11 protein-coding genes are annotated in these 20,714 nt (G+C 42.7%); 4 read left to right on the forward strand and 7 right to left on the reverse strand.

Annotation, left to right across the window (positions count from 1 at the left end):
- Positions 1-90: 90 nt before the first annotated feature.
- On the forward strand, positions 91-1,482 hold the full coding sequence (locus tag H6571_02435; GenBank protein MCB9322576.1) for a GIY-YIG nuclease family protein: 1,392 nt from the start codon (positions 91-93) through the stop codon (positions 1,480-1,482).
- Positions 1,483-1,580: 98 nt separating this feature from the next.
- On the opposite strand, the gene H6571_02440 is transcribed toward H6571_02435, so the two are convergent.
- Both H6571_02440 and H6571_02445 read right to left on the reverse strand, forming a co-directional pair.
- Positions 1,581-4,229, reverse strand: coding sequence for a PKD domain-containing protein (locus H6571_02440; GenBank protein ID MCB9322577.1), 2,649 nt, complete (start codon positions 4,227-4,229; stop codon positions 1,581-1,583).
- Between the two features lie 94 nt (positions 4,230-4,323).
- Positions 4,324-5,448 (reverse strand): T9SS type A sorting domain-containing protein, encoded by a 1,125-nt coding sequence (locus H6571_02445; GenBank protein ID MCB9322578.1) that lies wholly within the window; start codon positions 5,446-5,448, stop codon positions 4,324-4,326.
- Positions 5,449-5,685: 237 nt separating this feature from the next.
- Here H6571_02445 and H6571_02450 point away from each other — a divergent pair, with 237 nt between their 5' ends.
- Positions 5,686-7,104 carry a hypothetical protein gene (locus H6571_02450; GenBank protein MCB9322579.1) on the forward strand — a complete coding sequence of 473 codons (1,419 nt, stop codon included), beginning with the start codon at positions 5,686-5,688 and terminating at the stop codon, positions 7,102-7,104.
- An 18-nt stretch (positions 7,105-7,122) separates the two neighbouring features.
- Here the strand turns inward: H6571_02450 and H6571_02455 are convergent, their stop codons facing one another.
- Positions 7,123-9,282, reverse strand: a complete 2,160-nt coding sequence (locus H6571_02455) for a T9SS type A sorting domain-containing protein (GenBank protein MCB9322580.1) — start codon at positions 9,280-9,282, stop codon at positions 7,123-7,125.
- Between the two features lie 307 nt (positions 9,283-9,589).
- On the opposite strand from H6571_02455, the gene H6571_02460 reads away from it, so the two are divergent.
- Entirely contained in the window at positions 9,590-11,401 is a 1,812-nt protein-coding gene (locus H6571_02460) for a T9SS type A sorting domain-containing protein (protein MCB9322581.1), read from the forward strand.
- A gap of 6 nt (positions 11,402-11,407) precedes the next feature.
- Positions 11,408-12,325 (forward strand): hypothetical protein, encoded by a 918-nt coding sequence (locus H6571_02465; GenBank protein ID MCB9322582.1) that lies wholly within the window; start codon positions 11,408-11,410, stop codon positions 12,323-12,325.
- An 81-nt stretch (positions 12,326-12,406) separates the two neighbouring features.
- Here the strand turns inward: H6571_02465 and lpdA are convergent, their stop codons facing one another.
- The 4 genes from lpdA to rmuC all read right to left on the reverse strand — a co-directional run bounded on the left by lpdA (position 12,407) and on the right by rmuC (position 20,690).
- On the reverse strand, positions 12,407-13,804 hold the full coding sequence (gene lpdA, locus H6571_02470) for a dihydrolipoyl dehydrogenase (protein ID MCB9322583.1): 1,398 nt from the start codon (positions 13,802-13,804) through the stop codon (positions 12,407-12,409).
- 154 nt (positions 13,805-13,958) lie between these two features.
- Positions 13,959-15,557 (reverse strand): mucoidy inhibitor MuiA family protein, encoded by a 1,599-nt coding sequence (locus H6571_02475; GenBank protein ID MCB9322584.1) that lies wholly within the window; start codon positions 15,555-15,557, stop codon positions 13,959-13,961.
- 427 nt (positions 15,558-15,984) lie between these two features.
- The gene (locus tag H6571_02480) at positions 15,985-19,248 is read right to left on the reverse strand and encodes an ATP-dependent Clp protease ATP-binding subunit (GenBank protein MCB9322585.1); all 3,264 of its coding nucleotides are present in this window, start codon (positions 19,246-19,248) and stop codon (positions 15,985-15,987) included.
- Positions 19,249-19,337: 89 nt separating this feature from the next.
- Positions 19,338-20,690 (reverse strand): DNA recombination protein RmuC, encoded by a 1,353-nt coding sequence (gene rmuC, locus H6571_02485; protein ID MCB9322586.1) that lies wholly within the window; start codon positions 20,688-20,690, stop codon positions 19,338-19,340.
- Positions 20,691-20,714 lie beyond the last annotated feature (24 nt).

Genomic DNA, 20,714 nt, shown 5'->3' on the forward strand with positions numbered 1-20,714 from the left:
AGAACAATTATTTTTAACTTCACCGTGTTGATATTTTGATGCTGTGATATTGCGATTGTTTGATTCTATGATTTGATACTTTGATATTGTATGTCGGATAAAATTTATGCCATTGTAGATATCGAAACGACAGGCGGTCGGGCCAGCCGGGATAAAATTACGGAAATTGCCATAGTTTTACACGATGGCGAAGATATTATTGATACTTACGAGACACTAATTAACCCTGAATGTTCCATTCCTTATGGCATAACCGAACTCACAGGTATCAACCAGGAAATGGTAGCCGATGCTCCCAAGTTTTATGAGGTGGCCCGGAAGATCGTCGAAATGACGGAGGATTGTATTTTTGTGGCACACAATGTCCGGTTTGATTATGGTTTCATCCGTACGGAATTCCAGCGATTGGGATTTAGTTTTGTCCGCAAACAATTGTGCACGGTGCGTCTGGCCAGAAAAACGATCCCGGGACTTGGATCTTACGGCCTGAGTAACCTCATCCGTTACATGGGCATTGAAGTGGACAACCGCCACCGCGCTATGGGTGATGCCCTGGCCACTGCCGAATTGTTCCGACGGATCATGGAAGCTCAACAGAATAAAACGGAAGTAGCCAGTATGGTCAACCTGGGGATCAAGGAATCCAAATTGCCAAAGAATATCAACATGGAATACATTCATGCCTTGCCAGAGGAATGTGGCGTTTATTACATGCACGACAAGGAAGGGAAAGTGGTTTATGTTGGAAAAAGTATTGACATCAAAAAGAGGATTGCCAGCCACTTTGCGGAACAATCCTCCAAAGCCTCCAGGTTGCAGCAATTGGTCCATGAGATCACTTACGAACCCACCGGAAGTGAATTGATCGCCCTCCTGCTCGAATCCCATGAGATCAAAAGAATTCGCCCACAGGTAAACAGGGCACAGCGATCCCAAAGATTTCCCTGGGCCATCCATTATTATTACAATGACGACGGGTTTATTTGTTTTGATGTCATAAGAGTGGCGGCTAAAGACAGGGCGAAATATCATTTAATTTCTGAATACCCCAAACCGGCCATTGCCAAGGGGCGGCTCAACTTTGTGCTGGAGAATTTCGAACTTTGTGCCCGATATTGCAATATTCAAAAAGGAAATGGCGCTTGTTTTAATCATCATGTAGGCAAATGCCACGGGGCCTGCGCCGGCAAAGAAGACAGGGCGAGTTACAACATCAGGGCCCAGGAAGCCCTGGAATCTTTAACCGCCATTTTTAAGGAGAATTTTTTTATCATAGATAAAGGCCGATCTGAAGAAGAATTAGGCGTGGTGCTGGTTAGTGATGGCAATTACCAGGGATTTGGCTACATTGACAAGCAGGAGAATCATAATGCTTCTACCCTACTGGACGCCATCAAATACTATCCGGGCAACCCTGAAACCACACGAATCATCCAGTCTTTTTTGAGTAAACATCCGGAAGTGAAGGTGATTAAAATATAGTTTTACACAGGGCCACTCTAAAAAAGGCAGCCCCGGAAAATCCGAAGCTGCCTCAGAAGGAATTAAAATTTAAGGTGCTTAATTCTAATATTCTAAAATCAATCCTTTACAATTTTCAAAGTCGTCGTACCTGTACCACTTTGTATCCTGGCAAAATAAATGCCTTCGGGAAGGGCGACAATATTCAGCTCTGCCGTATTGGTTCCGATTTTGCCCTCTCCGGTTTCCGACATTACAACGGCACCGTTAATACTCATCAGATCAATCTGATACCTGGTGGCTTCTGACAGGTCAAAACGAAGATTGACTTTTTGGGTCGCCGGATTCGGATATGCAGCGGTGGCAGTAATCGCTTCTGTTTCATCAACACCTGTGGTCAGGGAATACTGAGGTGTCCCCGCGAAATCATCTTCATCCAGATTGACGGTGGCGCTTAGCGTATTGGTACAACCCGAGGCACTAATGATCGTAAGGGTTACCTCATAGGTTCCTCCTGCCTGATATTGGTGGATAGGAATAAACTCATCGCTGGTTGAGCCATCACCAAAGTCCCACTGGAATTCAATGGCGTCCGGTGACGACAAATTGAGGAAGAATACCGTATTATCATCGAGGTCGTTGGAAGGGTCACCACCAATAAATGGTACGAACAAGGCCAAACATTCATTTTCATACCAAACGTTGGGATCGGAGAAAACCAGCATACTCACCGTGCTGCTGCAATCATCATTTCCAACGGTAAGGGTAACGATGTAAACACCCGGATTTTCATATACATGAACGGGGTTTTGTTCGCTGCTGGAAGTGCCATCACCGAAGTCCCATGACCAGTAAGTCAGGTCGCCTATAGACACATCGTGGAAAGCAAAAGAAGTACCCACATCATTGGCCAGATCAAAATAGAAGATCGCCTGGCAATCAGGGCCCTCATAGGATCCACCGTTTCCAACGCAAATGTGGAGTTCAAAAACGGAAGTGCAACCTTCTGATGTTTCAATTTCAAGGGTTACTTCGTAGATGCCCTCTCCTGGAAACAAATGCGTCGGATTTTGCTCGGTACTGGTGGTACCGTCACCGAAATTCCAGGCCCATGAAGTGATCTCACCTGTGGAGGCATAAGAGGCATCGGTAAATGAAACTTCAAGTCCAATGATGCCTATCGGGTTATCATAGTTGATGTAAAATTCGGCATAACAATCCTGCTGCCAGTTGCAATCGACGTATGAATCAGGTCCATACCCTTCACATTCGGCAAAACAAGCGTTCGGGAAAGTAAAAATAGCTCCTCCCGTGGCAACGCATACAGGATCCCAGACGTCCGGGCAATTACAATCATTTTGACAATCTACAAAGGAATCAGGGCCGTAACCCTCACACTGTGCAAAACAGGCGTTGATAAATTCAATGATCTGTCCGTCAGGCATTATTACGCAAACCGGATCATAATTCTCGGGGCAATCGCAACCTCCATCGCAAGGGAAATACATATCTGCAGTGAAGCCTTCACACTCCGCATAACAGGCATTTGGAAAAGTTAGGAAGCCCCCGGAAGGAGTAGCCACACATACCGGAGCCCATACATCAGGACAGACACAATCATCCACACAATCTACGTATGAATCCGGGCCGTAACCTTCACATTCGGCAAAACAGGCATTGGGGAAGGTTAAGATAGCTCCCCCTGTAGCCACGCAAACAGGATTCCATTCATCTGTGCAATTGCAATCATTACAATTAACAAAGGAGTCCGGACCGTAACCGGCACACATGGCATAACAATCATTGGAAAAAGTAATTATTTGTCCATCCGCTGTTTGCACACAAACCGGTGCATATAGATCAAAACAATTACAGTCATCTTCGCAATTTACATAAGTATCGGCCCCATAGCCCTCACATTCCGCTAAACACTGGTTGGGGAAGGAAATAATGAGTCCATCCGGAGTGGCCACACATACCGGATCCCAGATGAAATCACAATTACATGGATCCACCCAATCGCATTCGATTAACTGGGCATCTGTATAACCTTCGCATTCAGCAAAACAAATATTACTAAAAGTCACCGTATCGCCGGCGTCGTTTACCGCACAAACAGGATCCCAATAGTCAGGACAGTTGCAGGAAACAATATCATCGATCCAGACTAAAGAGGTAAAAGTGGAAGAACAGGAATCACTCGCGATAGTGAGGGAAACCTCATAAGATCCGGTTTCGGCCCATTCATGAGTGGGGTTAGGTTCAGTGCTCGTGGTGCCATCCCCAAAATTCCACAACCAGGAAGTGGTAGGAGGAAAAGAATAGGAAACATCATAAAAAGCGACTTCATAGGGCTGAACAGAAACCTGCTCGTAATAGAAATACGCATCGCAAACAACCGGAGGATCAACCGGATCGTCGTTGGTGCAAACATAAAAATCGATTACAAAACTCAAGTTGTCCGGGATAGCTGCCAGATCTATGTCCTGCTGTTCCCCGGTACAGAAATCAAAAACGGAAACCACGGCAAGAAAGTCAACAAGTGGACTTATCTCTGCCTCAAATTCAACAGAATAAAATCCGGATTCATCTGTAACAGCATCAAAAACATCTCCTGTGGAGGTTACGATCATCACCGGGTAACCCGGTATTGGCTGAGCCAATCCATCGGGTCCAAAGTAAACATGTCCGCTTATATTAGCTGTTTGGGACATCCCCCAAAAACTCAGCAGCATTAAGGTGAAAGTGTAAAAGGTTTTTAAATTCATTTTTTGTACTTTTGTAATGGTTAAATAATTGTAGAAAATTTATTTTTCCATACAGCCGCCTGTTTTCAGTCGGCTGTATTCGTTTTTTTATAGGTTATTCCCGTTGGATGATCACTTTTTTGGTCAATGACCCCTCCTCTGTATGAATCCTGAGAATGTAAATCCCCGGAGACCATTTTTCCAGATGCCTCACTTCATAAAAATACCTTTCCTCAATCCGCTGCGCTAGAATACATTCTCCTAAGGTATTGAATAATTCAAGGCCCGTCAAAGGAATTTCTGATTCGATATAAAAATAATTTCGTGCCGGGTTCGGGAATAACTTAATACTTTCTCCCAATGGTTCACTAAGGCCAACAGGCAGTGCCTCCGGGCCATAGATCATAAGATTAACACTATCTGAAACGATGGGAACCGACCAAAAATCAGCGTTGACTGATTTTATGTTCCGGATATTGACAATTACATTCGAACTGTCAGCTGGGGAAGCAAGTAAGGTGCCCAGGTCGTCAATAACGATAAGAGAAAGCGTACCGATCTTCCCATGGCCGGCGACTGCCGACATTCCATTTCGGCTTATCGCAATTTCCTTTGTGCCCAATTCACTTTCAGGACCCTGAAAATCAAAACATCCGACACCTACGTTAATCCAGGAATCTTCCTCGGGCACAAAATGGATAGCTGCAATAAATTCGGGATCGTACTCAATGGTAAAGGCAATGCCCTGAAAAGATTCAAGCGGAATATCCTCACTACCCAAATATACCGGAATTTCAAAATAACTTCCTTCGGTGGGAAAATCCGGCACCTCACTTTTGTCTAAATACAATGGAGAGTGTACCCCCGGAATGCCGGGATAGAAATTTACGGTTTCTGAGCCATTAGGATTTTCTGAGCCGTAATTTGCCGAGACGGTGGCGATATCGAGATAATTGACCCAACCATTTCCATCCGCATCGGTAAATGCAAAATTGAGTCCTTGTGGAAAATAATCCGACCACAAGATGGTAAAAGTTTCAGTTCCGGGCTGGGCTCCGGTTTCCAAACGAGAGGGTCCATAAGTTCCCAAAGCATAACCAATATTCAGCACATCCAGGTTATTGACGATCCCGTTATTGTCAGCATCCCCGGGAAAAACCTGTCCGAATACCGATTCAGCCGACAAAAGATTGATTATCAGAGAGAGCGCTAAATAAAACCGCATTTTCTTAAAAGGCATAAGTAGGTTTCTTTTAATTGCACGGTAAAAGTACGCCCTATTATCCTGTCAAACAATTACAAAATTTATAATTTATCAAAAAATATTTATTGTTAAATTATTTTTAATAATTGATTATCAATCATTTAAAGTAAATATATTTTACGAAAAATCATTTTTTTATTTCATCTCCGTTTAAATTTTGTTTTATTTGCAGTGCAGATGACACTTTAATACCAGGCCAATTCAACCACCTTTATGAAAGACAGCAAGTTATTAAGCCTGTTCAGGCAATTCAATTCAAAAGAATGGCGGGATTTCACCCTCTTTTGTGCGTCCCCTTATTTTAATAAGAATGAAAACGTTCAATCATTATTGGAGCATTTAAGAAAACTTTCCCTGAAGGAATTCCCGGAAAAGGAAATCGAAAGAAAAGTTATTTACCAAACCATGTTTCCGGAAAAACCATATAACGATAAAGCTTTAAACCATATCATGAGCCAGTTATTTCAATTGGCCGAAAGGTTTTTGAGCATTGAGACTTTTGAGGCGGACGGCATCCTGCCTGATTATTATTTACTGAGCAGTTATGTGCATCGGAAACTGGAAAAACCATACCAATTGGCCAGTCAAAGAGCTGGGAAAAAATTAGCCGCTTCCCCATTCAGGGACGATCATTATTACTTCCAGGAATACTTGCTGGAAGATATTGGTGACAAGCAATTTCAGACCAGGGAACTGAGGGAATACGACGATCATCTTGAAAAAGCATCCGCTGCTTTTGATAAGTTTTATTATGCTCAAAAACTCAAATACATCGTGGCCAAACTGGGATGGGAAAAGATCATTTCCAGGCCTTTTGAAAAACCAATGATTGAAGAGGTAAAACAGATTGTAGTGAAATACGATATGCTCTCTGTGCCCCAGATCAAAATATATTACCAGCTGCTACTGATGCTTTCTTCCCAAAATGCTGAGCAGCATTACCTCGAAATGAAAAAAAATCTGGAATCATATTTAGGTCTTTTTCCGGAGAGGGAATTAAAAAACCTTTATTCTTTTATCAGTAATTATTGTACTGAAAAAATCAGGCAGGGAGATAAAAAATATACACAGGAACTCATGGATGTTTATCTGAAGGGGCTGGAAGAAGGCTTTTTCCTGGAAGATGGATTGGTTTCTCCCTGGCTTTTTAAGAATATGGTAAAACTAGGCATCGGGCTGGAAAATTATACCCGGGCAGAAAAATTCATCATGGAGTATTCTGACAAATTACCAGAAGAAAAGCGAAAAGATGCCTATTATTTCAATATGGCTGATGTGTTTTACGCCCAGCAAAAATACGATGAAGCTATTTTTTACTTAAACCAGGTGGAATTTTCCGATGTTCATTACAGCCTGGGCGCCAAAGAATTATTGCTCCGCATCTATTATACCCTTGGAGAAACCGAGGCATTTTTATCGCTGGTCTTTTCGTTCCGTATTTATTTAAAAAGAAACAAACTGATCACCACGGAAGTGAAGTCCGCTTATGAGAATTTTATTCGATATATACATCTTTTACATAAATCGGGAGACAAAAAAGCAAAAGAGTTCGAACAAAAAATCAAATCAACAAAATCACTAATAGGCCGGAATTGGTTGCTCCAGCAGGTCGGTTCCTTCAAAACTGATTAAACTAAAGTGACTCTAATCTTAATTTATAACGAATTGCCTGCTGATCACTTTTCCCGACTGGGTTCCAAGCTGAATAAAATAAATTCCAGCAGGAAAGTCATTGACCGGCACAACAGTCCTTTCCTGGTTTTCCCCTGTTCCCAATTGCACTAAACGGATAAGCCTCCCTGTTGCATCGTATAACCGGATTGAAAAAAGAAGATCTTCATGATTGTAATAAATTACTTCAAGCTGCCCTTCCGAAACCGGGTTGGGGAAAATTTGGATTCCAGCATTGGCCGTTTCCAGGTAGATGACCTTTACGGGACTATAAGTAAAAATGCCATTCACATCTGTTTGCTTGAGTCGGTAATAACTTGTTCCGGGCAATGGTTTATGATCCAGGTAATGGTATTCATTCAGAGAATTTACACTCCCGGCGCCGGAAATAGTGGCAACAAATATAAAATCCTTTCCATCTGGTGACCTTTCAATGGTAAAAAAGGCATTATCCGTTTCCGAAGTGGTTGTCCAGGAGAGCTCCACTTCTTCTTCGATGAGCCTTGCCTCAAAATCAAGAAGATGAATGGGCAATACAGAACAATTAGCAGGATCGATGGCTGTCATGGGGCCTGGAGAAGGAATACAATTATCTTGTATGCTGTGGCTCATTTTAAAAAGTCCTCCCGAAATATCATCTGGCGACAAATTCCGGATATCATTTCCTGCATTCAACAAAAAATTCATCACCTTACCTGGTGCATTAATATGCGCCATACCATGACCATGTCCCAGTTCATGTAACGTCACGCTTTCAAAATCAAATTGAGCATTATTGGAAGCTCCGGGTCCGAAATTCCAGCTATAACCTCCGGAAAGGCTATTATCGAAACGCATATCTATTTCTTCGAGATACCAAAAAGTGTCTTCCATCGTACATCCGGTATTAGCTAAAGCAGCATACCTGCTGGTGGTAATGCCGAGTGTCCCGCCGCTCAAATTTTGAAACATAACAATACTCCCGTTATCTGATGCATGTCCCTCGAAAGTTCCGGAGTTATCAATCTCCCAGTTTACAAGGGTATTGCACATCCAATTGTCAACGGATCGTCCAAAGGCCTGTTTTGCAGGACCATTGGCAAAAAAGCTGGATCCTGGGGCAGGATTGTTATTATTGAATTGAAAAGTGTATCCTCCCAGGTTGTTCATATCCACCATTTCAATCCTGTTGCGCTGGTCGGAAGGCCAGAGATAAAAATTACTTGAGACGTTTTTAACGCTGTAATCTATGACAATGGGGGCAGAGCCTTTGGAACTTCCCGATGCATCCCTAATCTCTACACTTCCGGTTCCCGCTTCGTCAGGAATTTTTACTCGAACCTTAGTGTCAGTCCATGAAACAATATCCGAAGCAATGGTGTTCGTTGGAACGATAATTTCAGTGGATCCCCCATAGTTTGCGTCCATGAATACCACAGAGCCCACCGTGCTCCCAAAACCACTACCGGTAATAACGAGTTCATTGTCCGGTTCAATGGTTCCTGCTATAAAACCGGAGGGAGTACTTCCTGCCCCATTATCCAGGTAAAGTAAAATTTTCGGAAGGCCCGAATTTTCTTTTGCAGCTCTTGGCAAAAAGATTTGTCCATCCGGTCGTTGCGCCTTTTTATTAGTCAGGCCTTCCGTGATCTCCAGGAGCTCACCTTCAGTCATCAAAGCCCCCGACAACACATCATGATAATATCCGTTTTGAAATTTGAGTACTCCCTGAACGCCAAAACTACTGCGGCATTGCAAAAGTTCAGGTCGTCTCGAGCGTAAGAGCCTGTTGTCCAATAGTTGCTCATCGTTATCCAGCAAAACCAGCACCTCCTCCCCTTCACTCAATTGGATGCCGGGAAAATTTATTTCCATTTTATTGTCCAAAATTCCGCCTGAACTGATCAGCCCGATTTGTTTTGCATCAATTGCCCCTTTCAGAAAAGCCGTTACATCAAGTATGTTTAACGTATAAATATTGCTGTTGGACTCATCGCGATATGCCGTTTTTTCAAGTACCTTTCCAATTACCATGAATTCCGAACCCGCTACCCTCTCAGAAAATGAAACCGGATATAACTGCGCCTCAATGCCGGTAAGAAAAAAGAAAGTGGAAAAAAGAAGCATAAAAAACCGAAGAACTATACTGCTGCTTGTCATGAAAGGGGGAATTAAAAAGTTAAAAAATAGTTTATCCTTTGATTTGAAACCCAAGAGAGTACAAATCAAAAAGCAGGGACAATCAGGGATTTAGCCCAATATTTTAGGATGAGATAAAAAAATTAACTGCAGTTTGTTCAAAAGTCTTCTTACAACGGGAAGTTGAATAAAAACGGGGGTGAAGTGATGTGTTGTTACAAAAATATAAATAAAATCAAATCCCTGCCGTTATCAGGGAATAATTTCTAATTCAAAATGAAAAATTCTTGTATTTTGAGTTAACTTTTAACAAAAACCGAACATACACATGAGATCGTTAAAAAAAATTTCCCTATTTTTTCTGTTTATTATTTTAACTCAATGGGTATCTGCACAAAGCGGATGTCCCGGATGTGGGATAGGACTTCCTGTGAACATCCCTGAAGATACTATTTTCATCACCGATGCCCCTAACGGGCACATTGCTACCTATTACGACGGAGATATCAGCTTCAGAATGCCCAAAACCACCACACCGGTGCATGATTCCGACCCTACCGTTCCGGCCGGATTCGATATCAACAGCATCTCCATTTCCGGAGTCTCTAATTTGCCCCCGGGATTAACCTGGGAACCCAGCCAGTTTGATTTTATCCCTGCTAATGAAACTGATGGCTGTGTGAAAATTTGCGGCACACCGCTTCAATCCGGACTATTTTTAGTGGAAGTCAATGTTACGGCACAGGTCTTTGTGGTTGAGCAATCGACCTCTTTCACCTTTCCCATTCTGATCCAGACGGATACCAGCACTACCGATGGATTTACCATTATCAATGACAATGGCTGCGGAGAGGTGACCTCCGCTTTTATCAATAATGTGCCTTCCGGCGGGGTGGACGGATTTTCTTACCACTGGAATTTTGGCAACGGCAATAGTTCCATCGATGAAAATCCGGGAAATCAAACTTACGATGAACCGGGAATCTATGAAATAAGTTACCAGGCTATTGTGGATACCAGCAAATACTACCTTTCACAAGTAACCGTAAACAGTGTTTCCTGTTCCGATTTGCTTAACGGGCCTGACCTTTATATTGAAATTTCTGATCCCCAGGGCGAGGTAATCTACCAACCTGCAGAGTTGGTCAATGCAAGTACCCCACTCAACTTTTACCTTTACCTGCCCATTGGAGCGGGAGATTATACCCTGCGGGTGATCGATGATGACCAGGGCATTGACGGAGGAGATGATATTTGCGGAGTGGTCAACTTCAGTCAGCTTTCAAACGGCACCCTCAATGACACGGAAATGAGCCTTTCCATTACCATTCTGCACCAGGTCGATACCATAACGTCGGTAGACACAGTTTGGGTTTATCCAATCCCTGACATGCCGGAAGTTACAGATGACATTACCGGCCCCCTATGCAAAGGGAATATGGTTACTTTAGTATCATCTTATGAAACAAGCAATCAATGGTTCAGGAACAATATACTAATGGAAGGAGAAACCGGTCAGGAGTTAACCGTTACAGAGAATGGTTCTTACCAGGTCGAATACACCTCTCCGGACGGCTGTACTGCCCTCTCCGAAGCCGTGGAGATCTTTTTTAACGAAGAACCTCCTGTAGCTCCTTTTGTAAATGAAAATAATTTACTGCAGTTGAGCGATCCTGGCCAGATTTCTGACCTCTACAGTCTTCAATGGCTCTTGAATGATGTAGTCATCCCGGATGGAACGGAAGCAACTTATTGCATCAGCCAGGATGGTTTGTATAGCCTTGTGGTTACGGATATTATTACGGGATGTAAATCCGTATTTAGTGCACAGGAAATTTATAATCCCGGTTATCCCAATTGCGTCAACGCCACGGAAGATATTTCAATGACTGATTTCAGGTTATTCCCCAATCCTTTTAAAAGTGCTTTTTCCATTGAAGCTACCTTATTGGAAGCGGGGAATATTGATTTAAAAATCAGCAACGCCATCGGACAAGAGATTTTCCAAAAGGATTTTGGTATGGTCTCCGGTGTTTTCAATTACCAGCTGGATATGTCAGACCAGGCGAATGGGATTTACTTTCTTTCGTTGCAATTAAACGATCAACAAATCATTGCAAAATTGATCAAATCAAATTAAGGATAAATGTTTAAAATTGAGACCTATACCTGGCTTGACGATCGGGAAGAAATAGTCATTATCAATCAAAACAAGCAAATTTATGTTTCGATCCTTCCTTCCCTGGGAGGTATATTAAATGGTTATAAAATTCATGACGTGGAAGTGATCGACGGTATAAGCCTTGATCAAAATGGCATTGATGATTATTTATCTGCCTACAAATCGGCCTTTTTGACGCCTTTCCCTAACCGGATTGCGGGCGGAAAATTTGAGTATAACAGTCAAAATCATCAACTGGAGTGCAATGAAAAGAGCCTGGGAAACGCCCTCCACGGATTTGTTTATGATAAACCTTTTACGGTGAGCAGTAAATTAATCACCAACAGCAGTGCCTCGGTTGAATTGTCTTATGATTATGACGGAAAGACCGACGGTTTTCCTTATCCCTTTCAACTTGTACTGCGATACAAAGTTGAATCTTCCGGTTGGCTCATCTGCACCTGCATCATTACAAACAGCGGTGAAAACGTTATGCCTTTCGGAAGTGGCTGGCATCATTATTTTTCCCTTAACCAGCCTATTGATGATCTGGAGTTGAGCTTTCATCCTGCCGAACATTGGCAAATGAATGATAAGATGATTCCGACAGGCCAAAAAACATCAATAGGGCCGGTGGAAGGGAGAATAGGTGGAAATACTTACGATGATTGCTTTACTCTCGAGGAACAATTTGTGAGATTGAAAGATGGAGAGGATAATCAATTGCTCCTCGATTTGGGGAAAGATTTTCCTTTTTTACAGATTTATACACCGCCTCATCGCAAAAGTATTGCGATCGAACCAATGACATGTCCACCGGATGTATTCAACAACCGCGAAAAGCTAATTGAAATACTTCCAGGTCAAAACGGGGTTTTCGAATTTTCGATGCTTATTGAATAACAGAAGGCAGGTACAAATTAGATTATTATTACGGGGATGCGAAGGAAATTGACCTTCACATCCCCGTAAAATTTAGTTCTCTTACAAGTGGATCACTTCATCATAAGCAGCAGCTGCTGCTTCCATGACCGCTTCACTCATTGTTGGGTGAGGATGAACGGTTTTGATGATCTCGTGTCCGGTAGTTTCCAGTTTACGTGCAGCCACCACTTCAGCGATCATCTCGGTAACGTTGGCCCCTATCATGTGAGCGCCCAGGAATTCACCGTATTTGGCGTCAAAAATCACCTTGACGAACCCTTCTTTCACTCCGGCGGCACTGGCTTTTCCAGAGGCTGAAAATGGGAATTTTCCAACTTTTATTTCAAATCCTGCATCTTTAGCTGCCTGTTCGGTATATCCTACAGAAGCGATTTCAGGACTACAGTAAGTACATCCGGGAATATTGTTATAATCGAGCGGGTCGGGATTAAGTCCCGCAATTTTCTCAACACAAATAATCCCTTCAGCACTTGCAACGTGAGCCAATGCCTGCGTCGGCAAAACATCTCCGATAGCAAAAACACCCGGAACATTTGTCTGGTAATAATCATCCACCAGAATAAAACCACGATCGGTTTTAACGCCCAGCGATTCGAGCCCAATACTTTCGGTATTAGGCGTAACGCCTGCCGCCGAAAGCACGATATCACATTTTATTTCCTGCACTTCATTCGTTTTCATGTCTTTCACTTTCACCGTGCACCCGCTGCCTTTTGTATCCACTGATTCAACTGAAGAATTAGCGAATACATTAATGCCTTTTCTCTTATAGATACGATTGAGTTCTTTTGAAATGTCGGCATCTTCCCGAGGAACCAGGCCTTGTTTTAAAAACTCTACAATAGTTACTTCGGTGCCAATGGAATGATAGAAATAGGCAAACTCAACGCCAATTGCTCCTGCGCCTACCACCACCATCTTTTTAGGTTGTTTAGCCAGCGTCATAGCCTCTCTGTACCCAATAATCTTTTTTCCGTCAATGGGTAAACTAGGCAACTCTTTCGCCCGCCCGCCGGTAGCTACAATGATGGCATCAGCCGAGTAAGTGGTCTTTTTGCCCTCAGCATCGGTTACCTCCACTTTTTTCCCTCTGCCCAGAACACCGTTCCCACTGATTACCGTAATTTTATTCTTCTTGAATAAAAACTGGATGCCTTTGCTCATTCCCTCTGCCACTCCGCGACTTCTTTTGATCATGGCACCAAAGTCGGCTTTTGCCTCCTTAACCTTGATTCCGTAATCTTCGGCATGACTGAAATATTCGAAAACCTGTGCACTTTTCAAAAGCGCCTTTGTAGGGATACAGCCCCAGTTAAGGCAAATTCCTCCAAGAGATTCACGTTCAACCACTGCTACTTTTTTGCCTAGTTGAGCCGCCCTGATGGCTGCTACATACCCCCCGGGGCCACTTCCTATAACTATGATGTCGTAATGCATATTGATAATAAGGATTTTGATTTAAAAAATTTGGCGTAAAGCGATTAAGCCTGCAACATGAAATGGGCATACCTGATACCTGGTATTCAAAAAGGTTGCTTTACCGCGCAAAGATATAGCTTAGGATGTAATTTATAATAGTTAATCCCATGATTTATTCCAACCTCAAATTCATAGTCTTGGGGTATTTCACTGAATATTTAAAACCAAGCGTTTCCGTTTTTCCGGGTTTCAACTTAAGTTCCCATCTCAGAATGCCCGTTGCGGGATCTACTATTGCTCCGTTGGAGGAATCAAGACTCACCTCAATCTCATCGGAAGTCGAAACAGGAATCTGGTCTTCAATAACGATATTGATATCCTGCTTCCTGGTGTTTCTCAAGGCTATATTCCACCCGATCGTCCTGGTGACTTTACGGCCTATAAACTGTTTATCCTTGTATTGCTTGTTTTGCTCACGTTTGATCACAATACCCGCATCCCTTCCCAGGGAAAGGTCAAGGGTATCATTTGAGGTAGCCACATTGATATAGGATTTTCCAAGGTAAGTTCCTTCAAAGAAAAGGCTGGCCTCCCCATTTAGCAAATTGTAGGCTTCCCATCCCGTTACCCTGGCAGTCAGGAAAGCATTCTTATCAAGTTTTGGGGCCGCATAATAAACGTATTCAGCCGGAAGTTCATAATCGGCAATATTGACGGTATAGGGTTTTCCGTCGGCGACTATAGTCTGAGGAAGTTTAATGGCAAATTCCGTAAAGGTGGTACGTTCAATTTGCTCCACTTCTGCATACCCTGCATTTTCGGCTACATCATCACTGTATGCATAAGGGGTAGGAGCTGAAGCCATCTCTCTTTGCATTTTTTTCTGGGCGGCATAAACCACAATATTTTCCCGCAGCCACCAGGTGGCCATCGTGGGTTTGGTACCTCCCAATGACGGGTTTCCGGTAGCCAGACTTAAGGCAACATCCTTCCAGTCTTCGCCGGAATTTTGGCTCACCAAAGCTTTGTAGGTCAGGCCCACCGGGTTGTTGACATCCATCACCCTCAGGTCATATACGGGTTGCCAACTGGCCTGGTTGACAATGTACTGAAGCACAAATTCTCCCTGGCTTTTTTTATCCGCCTGCACTGCGACTACAATTTCACTGGTGGCTTTGGATACATTTGACGCATTGTATTCATTGATCTGCTGCTGAATCGCATTGATCTTTTCATTTAATTTTGCCATGCGTTTGGCATCATCCAGTTTGGCTTTTTTTATTTCAAAAATATGCTCCCGCAAAAAAGCCGCGTTTTTGGCCAGGTTTTCAGCAAGGACTCCTTGCTGCTGACTGCCGATCATTTTGTTGGCCAGGATCATGTCTTCTTCCTGGGACAAAGTCTGTAAATGTGCATTTTCAATATTCAATTCGTCTCTGAGCCCGTCCTGTTCATCTTTCAGTTTTTGTATTTTTTCAGGAACCTCTTTGGGCTGAATGTAATTAAGCCGATGGTTTACCGAAAGGATCGTAAAAGTTCCCAGGGCCTTGAACTGGATGCTGGAAGGATCTACAGAGGAAGAAATGCCTGTAAAAACAAGATTACTTTTACCCGCCGGAATCATTTCTTTTGCCTGACGCTCTACCTGGGCAGATCGGGGAAAAACGGTTACATTTTTAATTTCAGAAGAAATTTTAACTTCAGTATCCTGCGCAAGCAGAATGGAATTAGCCAGAATCGCGATCAGAAAGATCAATAAATTTTTCATCATATCAATTTTTTATCAGAAAGATGCTGTTTGGGTCTAAATTACATAAAATATGTAATTAAAATGCTGATAAAAACTATTGATGCTAAAAAAAAACTCCATTGCGTAAAACACAATGGAGCTCATCTAACTTACTGATACTAATATTATTCCTTTCATTTGATCTTGGGATTGTAAAAGTATAAACTAAAAGGCTAACTGGCAAGAAAAGGAAAGAAAAAATGCAACCAAATTTAATTCGGAAAAAATGTAATTTTTTTGCTTAATAAGTTAATAATGAATATTTTACATATTATTTTATTTATTAACTTATTTTAAAAAGGAAACGTAAAGTACCTGAAAAACAAGGGAATACAAAATGGTAAAACACTTCCGAAAAAACTAAAAAAAAGTTTTTTTATAAGCAATACATGGATTCGAATGAAATGATCTAACCGATGGCTTTTTCGACTTCAATGATTAGTTGATCCATTAAATTGCCCTCCAGCCATTCCAGTAATTCGGTAACGGATTGGCCCGGTTTTATGACCAGCGTTGGAGAGTCTGGATGAATGGCATTCACCTGTCTCATTGACTTTTGGCGTTTATAAGTTTCAGCCCGGTGGATAAGTTTTGGAGTAGGAATGGGAATATCTGAAACTGAAATAATGAACAAACGTTCCTCTTTTTCTCCAAATTGCCAGCTTTGGGTTCCCGACTCAGCCTTTAAAGCCAGATAGGCGCAGGTCCCGGACACTACAAATTCAACGCCATACAGGGTATCACTTTTTTGTTCAGGTATGAAAGGTTTTGACCAGTCCTCAATATGTGTTTTAAGGTAGGATTCTCTTGGAGTTCGTCGTTTTTGTCCAACCCCGTCCTCCTGTTCAGATTCAATTAAAATTTCCTGGTAATAATATTTCTCCCGAAACCAAATGGCCTGAGCATCCACCCGGCAATCCATTTCTCTAAAAAGTTGCAGGTAAAATTGGACAACTTCTTCGGGTTGTTTGCCATAAACAGAGAAACGGGCAGTATTCACTTTGGGCATCAAAATGCTCAACAATTCCATTTTGTAATGGAAAAAATCAACCGACCATGATTCAATTTTTTGATTGATTTCCGGATGATAAAATTTTTGATTCAGATAGGCCAGGCATAAATCCTCCTCATATTCTCCAATCGATTTGGAAAGGGCTTCATGAGTCTCCCGGCATTTATAATAATCCGCGTATTTTTTTGACTCGATAGCATCTTTCCACCTGGTTCCCGGTTCAGGCTCTTCTTCCTCTCTGGCTTCCATCATTTCCAATTCACTCTGAAGCCATGTAAAAAGATGTCCCTCCTTAAGATTATTTATGGCCCGCCTTAAGCTGGAGGCATGGTTGGCATAATTGGAGATTTCCAATTCCTCCAGAAGCAATTCGAAGCCTAATGGATCTTCCGTTGCTTTGATCTCAATACCGGCAGGGCCCATTTTGGCATTTACCACCAATTGTTCGTCTGCTTCAAACCGATTGATCACCCGTGCAACGGGAATGATCAGTTCATCCCTGATGGTTCGTTGCAGGAAGCGTGCCCCGTATTTCTCATCATACCCGATTTTTCCCAGGTGGTCATAAATGGCAGGATGGATTTCAAGGTTAATTTTTCGATATTTTATTCCTTCCCGTTTAAAGAAAGCCGCAATTTCCCGATCTACTACAAAACGGATGCCCTTCGCATCAAGTGGATTAAAAATGACCACCTTATCTATTCGGTTATACAATTCAGGGCGGAAGAATTTTTGCACTTCTCTGTCCAGTTGATCCGCAAGTTGGCTGCCCTGGGTTTTATGGGTATTTCCTCCCAATCGAACGGCAGATCGTTTTAAAAGATCTACCCCAATATTGGAAGTCATTAGGATAATAGTGCTGCAGAAATTGACCAGTTTGCCCGTGCCATCCGTCAATCGGCCCTCCCCCAGTATCTGCAACAGGAGATCGAAAAACCCCTGGTCAGCCTTTTCCACTTCATCAAACAACAATACACAAAAAGGTTCTTTGCGAATCGCATCACTCAGGAGGCCTTCATGTCCGGAATACCCGCTAAGTCTGTAAATGGAGTATGGGTCAGCATATTCACTCATATCAAACCTGACTATCCGCTCGCGACTGCCAAACATATAGGCCGCCAGCGTTTTGGCCAATTCCGTTTTTCCCACTCCGGTGGGTCCGGTAAACAATAAAGACGCAATGGGTTTATCTCTCCGGGTAAGCCCCATTTTAACAGAAGCCAGGGTATCCACCACGGCATCGATGGCTCCTTCTTGCCCAAAAATGATGTGTTCAAAATGATTTCTTACTCTGTCCAGATCAATGGGTATCTCAGGATCTACAATAAAAGCAGGCAGACCCGACTCAATACAAAAATGTTTGATCACATCAGATGCTTTGATTAAATCCTCCGTTTTTCCTGATTGATGCCTTTGTAAGATGAGCCTTTCCAAAAATCTTATCGGACTTCCCGGCATGCCTTCATACGGCATAAATCTTTTGGAAAGACGAATCATCTCAAAAACGGCCTCATCGGCAATTGTTATGTTTTTACTGTCCGCAATACTGAGCACCTTTTGTTTGATGATATACTCTAACACCTTTCCTTCGGGTTGTTCCAGCCGGATTAAATGGAAGAGGGAAAGAAACCCCGGGTATTCGAGTTCTATTCTCGCCAGTTCATCGTTGGTGCATTCGGAAATCAGGTTCAGTTCTCCTTTGGATAAAAATGTTTGCATATACTCAGCCATACTTACCGAGTTGCCCACATATTTGCCGACTTCAAACAATTCCATCAGGTTTCGGACAAATAAAAAGTCATTTTGAGCGGAAAGCTCTTTAATAAGGGTAACCAGGTTCGATTTCCAACCGCCTCCAAATACAAGTTCCTTGATCAGGAGTGAGGCGGTGGTTTCCCAAATTTTTCCCGAAATCCCATGTTGTTTCTTGATGTACTCCAGCTCCCGGATCATGGTTGTTTTCCCCACACCGGAAGGCCCCACGATGAGAATATTTCGACTGTATTTATTATGAGTATCCCGGATTAATTGCTCCATTTCTTTTTCAAAACCAAATAGCTGACGCGTTTCGATTTTTAGGGAAAACGCCAATTGGGGCAACAACCCATCCGCCTGATCAGACTCATTCGCCTCTATTTCTCTGGGGGTTGGAATTTTGAAATTGACCTCGGTACGGGTTAATTCTACGGATTTGAACCAAATGGTTTCCAGAATATCCTGTACAACCTGGAGACGCTTTTTTTTCAGAAATTCCAACCGAACGATTTCTTTCAGTCCTTCCTGTAATTCGACATCATCTTTACCGAAAGCCTCCAGGCCCAGGGCAGGAATGATGCCCCAGAAACCATTTGCAGAGATATTGTAGTAATATTTAAAGGATAGCTCAATAGCAGGATATGATATTCCATCAGCCGACGCAGGAAAATCAACCACGGTTTCATTGTGATAAAAATCTCCGTCACGGTATTCGTCCAATATATCGTAAAAATTGCCTTCGTCCAGCATTTTGGATTGATACAATTCTGTAAACCGTTTGACCAACGCCTCCTGGCTCTGACCGATATGCAGCGCATTTTTATCCGTCATAGGATACCGGATGACAATGCCCTCACCAAGTTGAAGGTGAAGTATATAAAAGGGTATTTTGAGTTTAAACGGCATGCCTTGCAAAAGTGATTAGAATGCGCTAATTTAGGATAATTTGGGATAAAAAATCCCTTCGAACCCGGTATTTCAACACTTAAATACCATCATTCATTTTCCTCATCCAGCTCACTCCCCTCCTCCAGTAAGTCTTTTGGCAAATTTTTAGAGGCCCGGGCGCCCAACATTTTAATCTTTTCGGCCCGGCCAATTAGCGTATCTCCGAATTTTTTAGATTCTGTGAGTTTATTCATAGCCCCCTGGTAAGCTCCCTGGGCCTGGTCGAGCCGCAGACCAATATCTTTAAGGTCGTCCACAAAGGCACAAAATTTATCGTATAACATCCCGCTCTGGCGGGCGATCTCCAATACGTTTTTCGTTTGTTTTTCCTGCTTCCAAATATAGGAAACTGTTCTCATGGTAGCCAAAAGCGTTGAGGTGGTTACAATGACTATATTTTTATCCAGGGCGTCCAGAAAAAGGTGTGAATCTTGTTGCAAAGCAAGGGCAAGAGCACTTTCAATGGGCACAAAGAGCAAAAGGTAATCAGGAGAATTGATTTGGTATAATTGCTCATAATTCTTGCCGTTCAGATCCTTGACATGCCGACGCAGGCTGTCCACATGGGCTTTGAGATGTTTTGACTTGTCGGGCTCATCCGAAGCTTCACAATAATTTTGATAGGCAGTAAGAGAAACCTTGGAATCGAGAATGAGTTGTTTGCCCCCGGGCATATTGATGATAAAATCAGGTCTTTTCTGATTGCCATCCTGGTCGGCAAAAGAACTTTGGGTATGGTAATGAATGTCTTTATTGAGACCGGATTTTTCCAGGAGCATTTCGAGCTGGAGTTCTCCCCAGTCCCCCTGCGTTTTGCTGTCGCCTTTGAGTGCAGTGGCCAGGTTGTTGGCATCCGTACTCAACTGCTGGTTCAGGGCGCGAAGGTGTTCGATTTCCGTTTTTAGTGAAACCCGGTCTTTGGTTTCTAAAAGGAATCGTTTTTCCACATTGTCTTCAAAGGTTTTTATTTTTTCCCGGAGCGGGTTCAGGATATCACTTAACTGACGGTGATTGTTTTCCATGAATTTAAGGCTCTTTTCCTCCAGAAGTTTGTTGGAAATGTTCTCAAATTCTACACGCGCCTGCTTTTGAAGCGCCTCCATCTCCTGCATTTGCTGGGCAAGTTTTTCCTGAAGATGTTTCGCCGACTGGTTTTCAGCGGCCAGGGAAGCGGTCAGCTCTTTTATTTCCTGGTCTCTTTCTGCCAGGTCTTCTTTCAACAGATCTGCCTGCATCTGGAGACTTTCATGGATCTGCCTCAATACGTAATCTTTGTCCAGCTCGGACTTACTCACGGCATTCACCCGCAAATTGATTTTGGCATAAAACCATACTAAGGCCCCGCCTAAAAACAAACCAATGAGTAAATAGAGTATTCCCAACAATAAAGGGTCTTGCATAAAGCATCGTTTTTGTTGCTTTCA

Source organism: Lewinellaceae bacterium, from assembly GCA_020636105.1.
In the GTDB taxonomy this organism is placed as follows: domain Bacteria; phylum Bacteroidota; class Bacteroidia; order Chitinophagales; family Saprospiraceae; genus BCD1.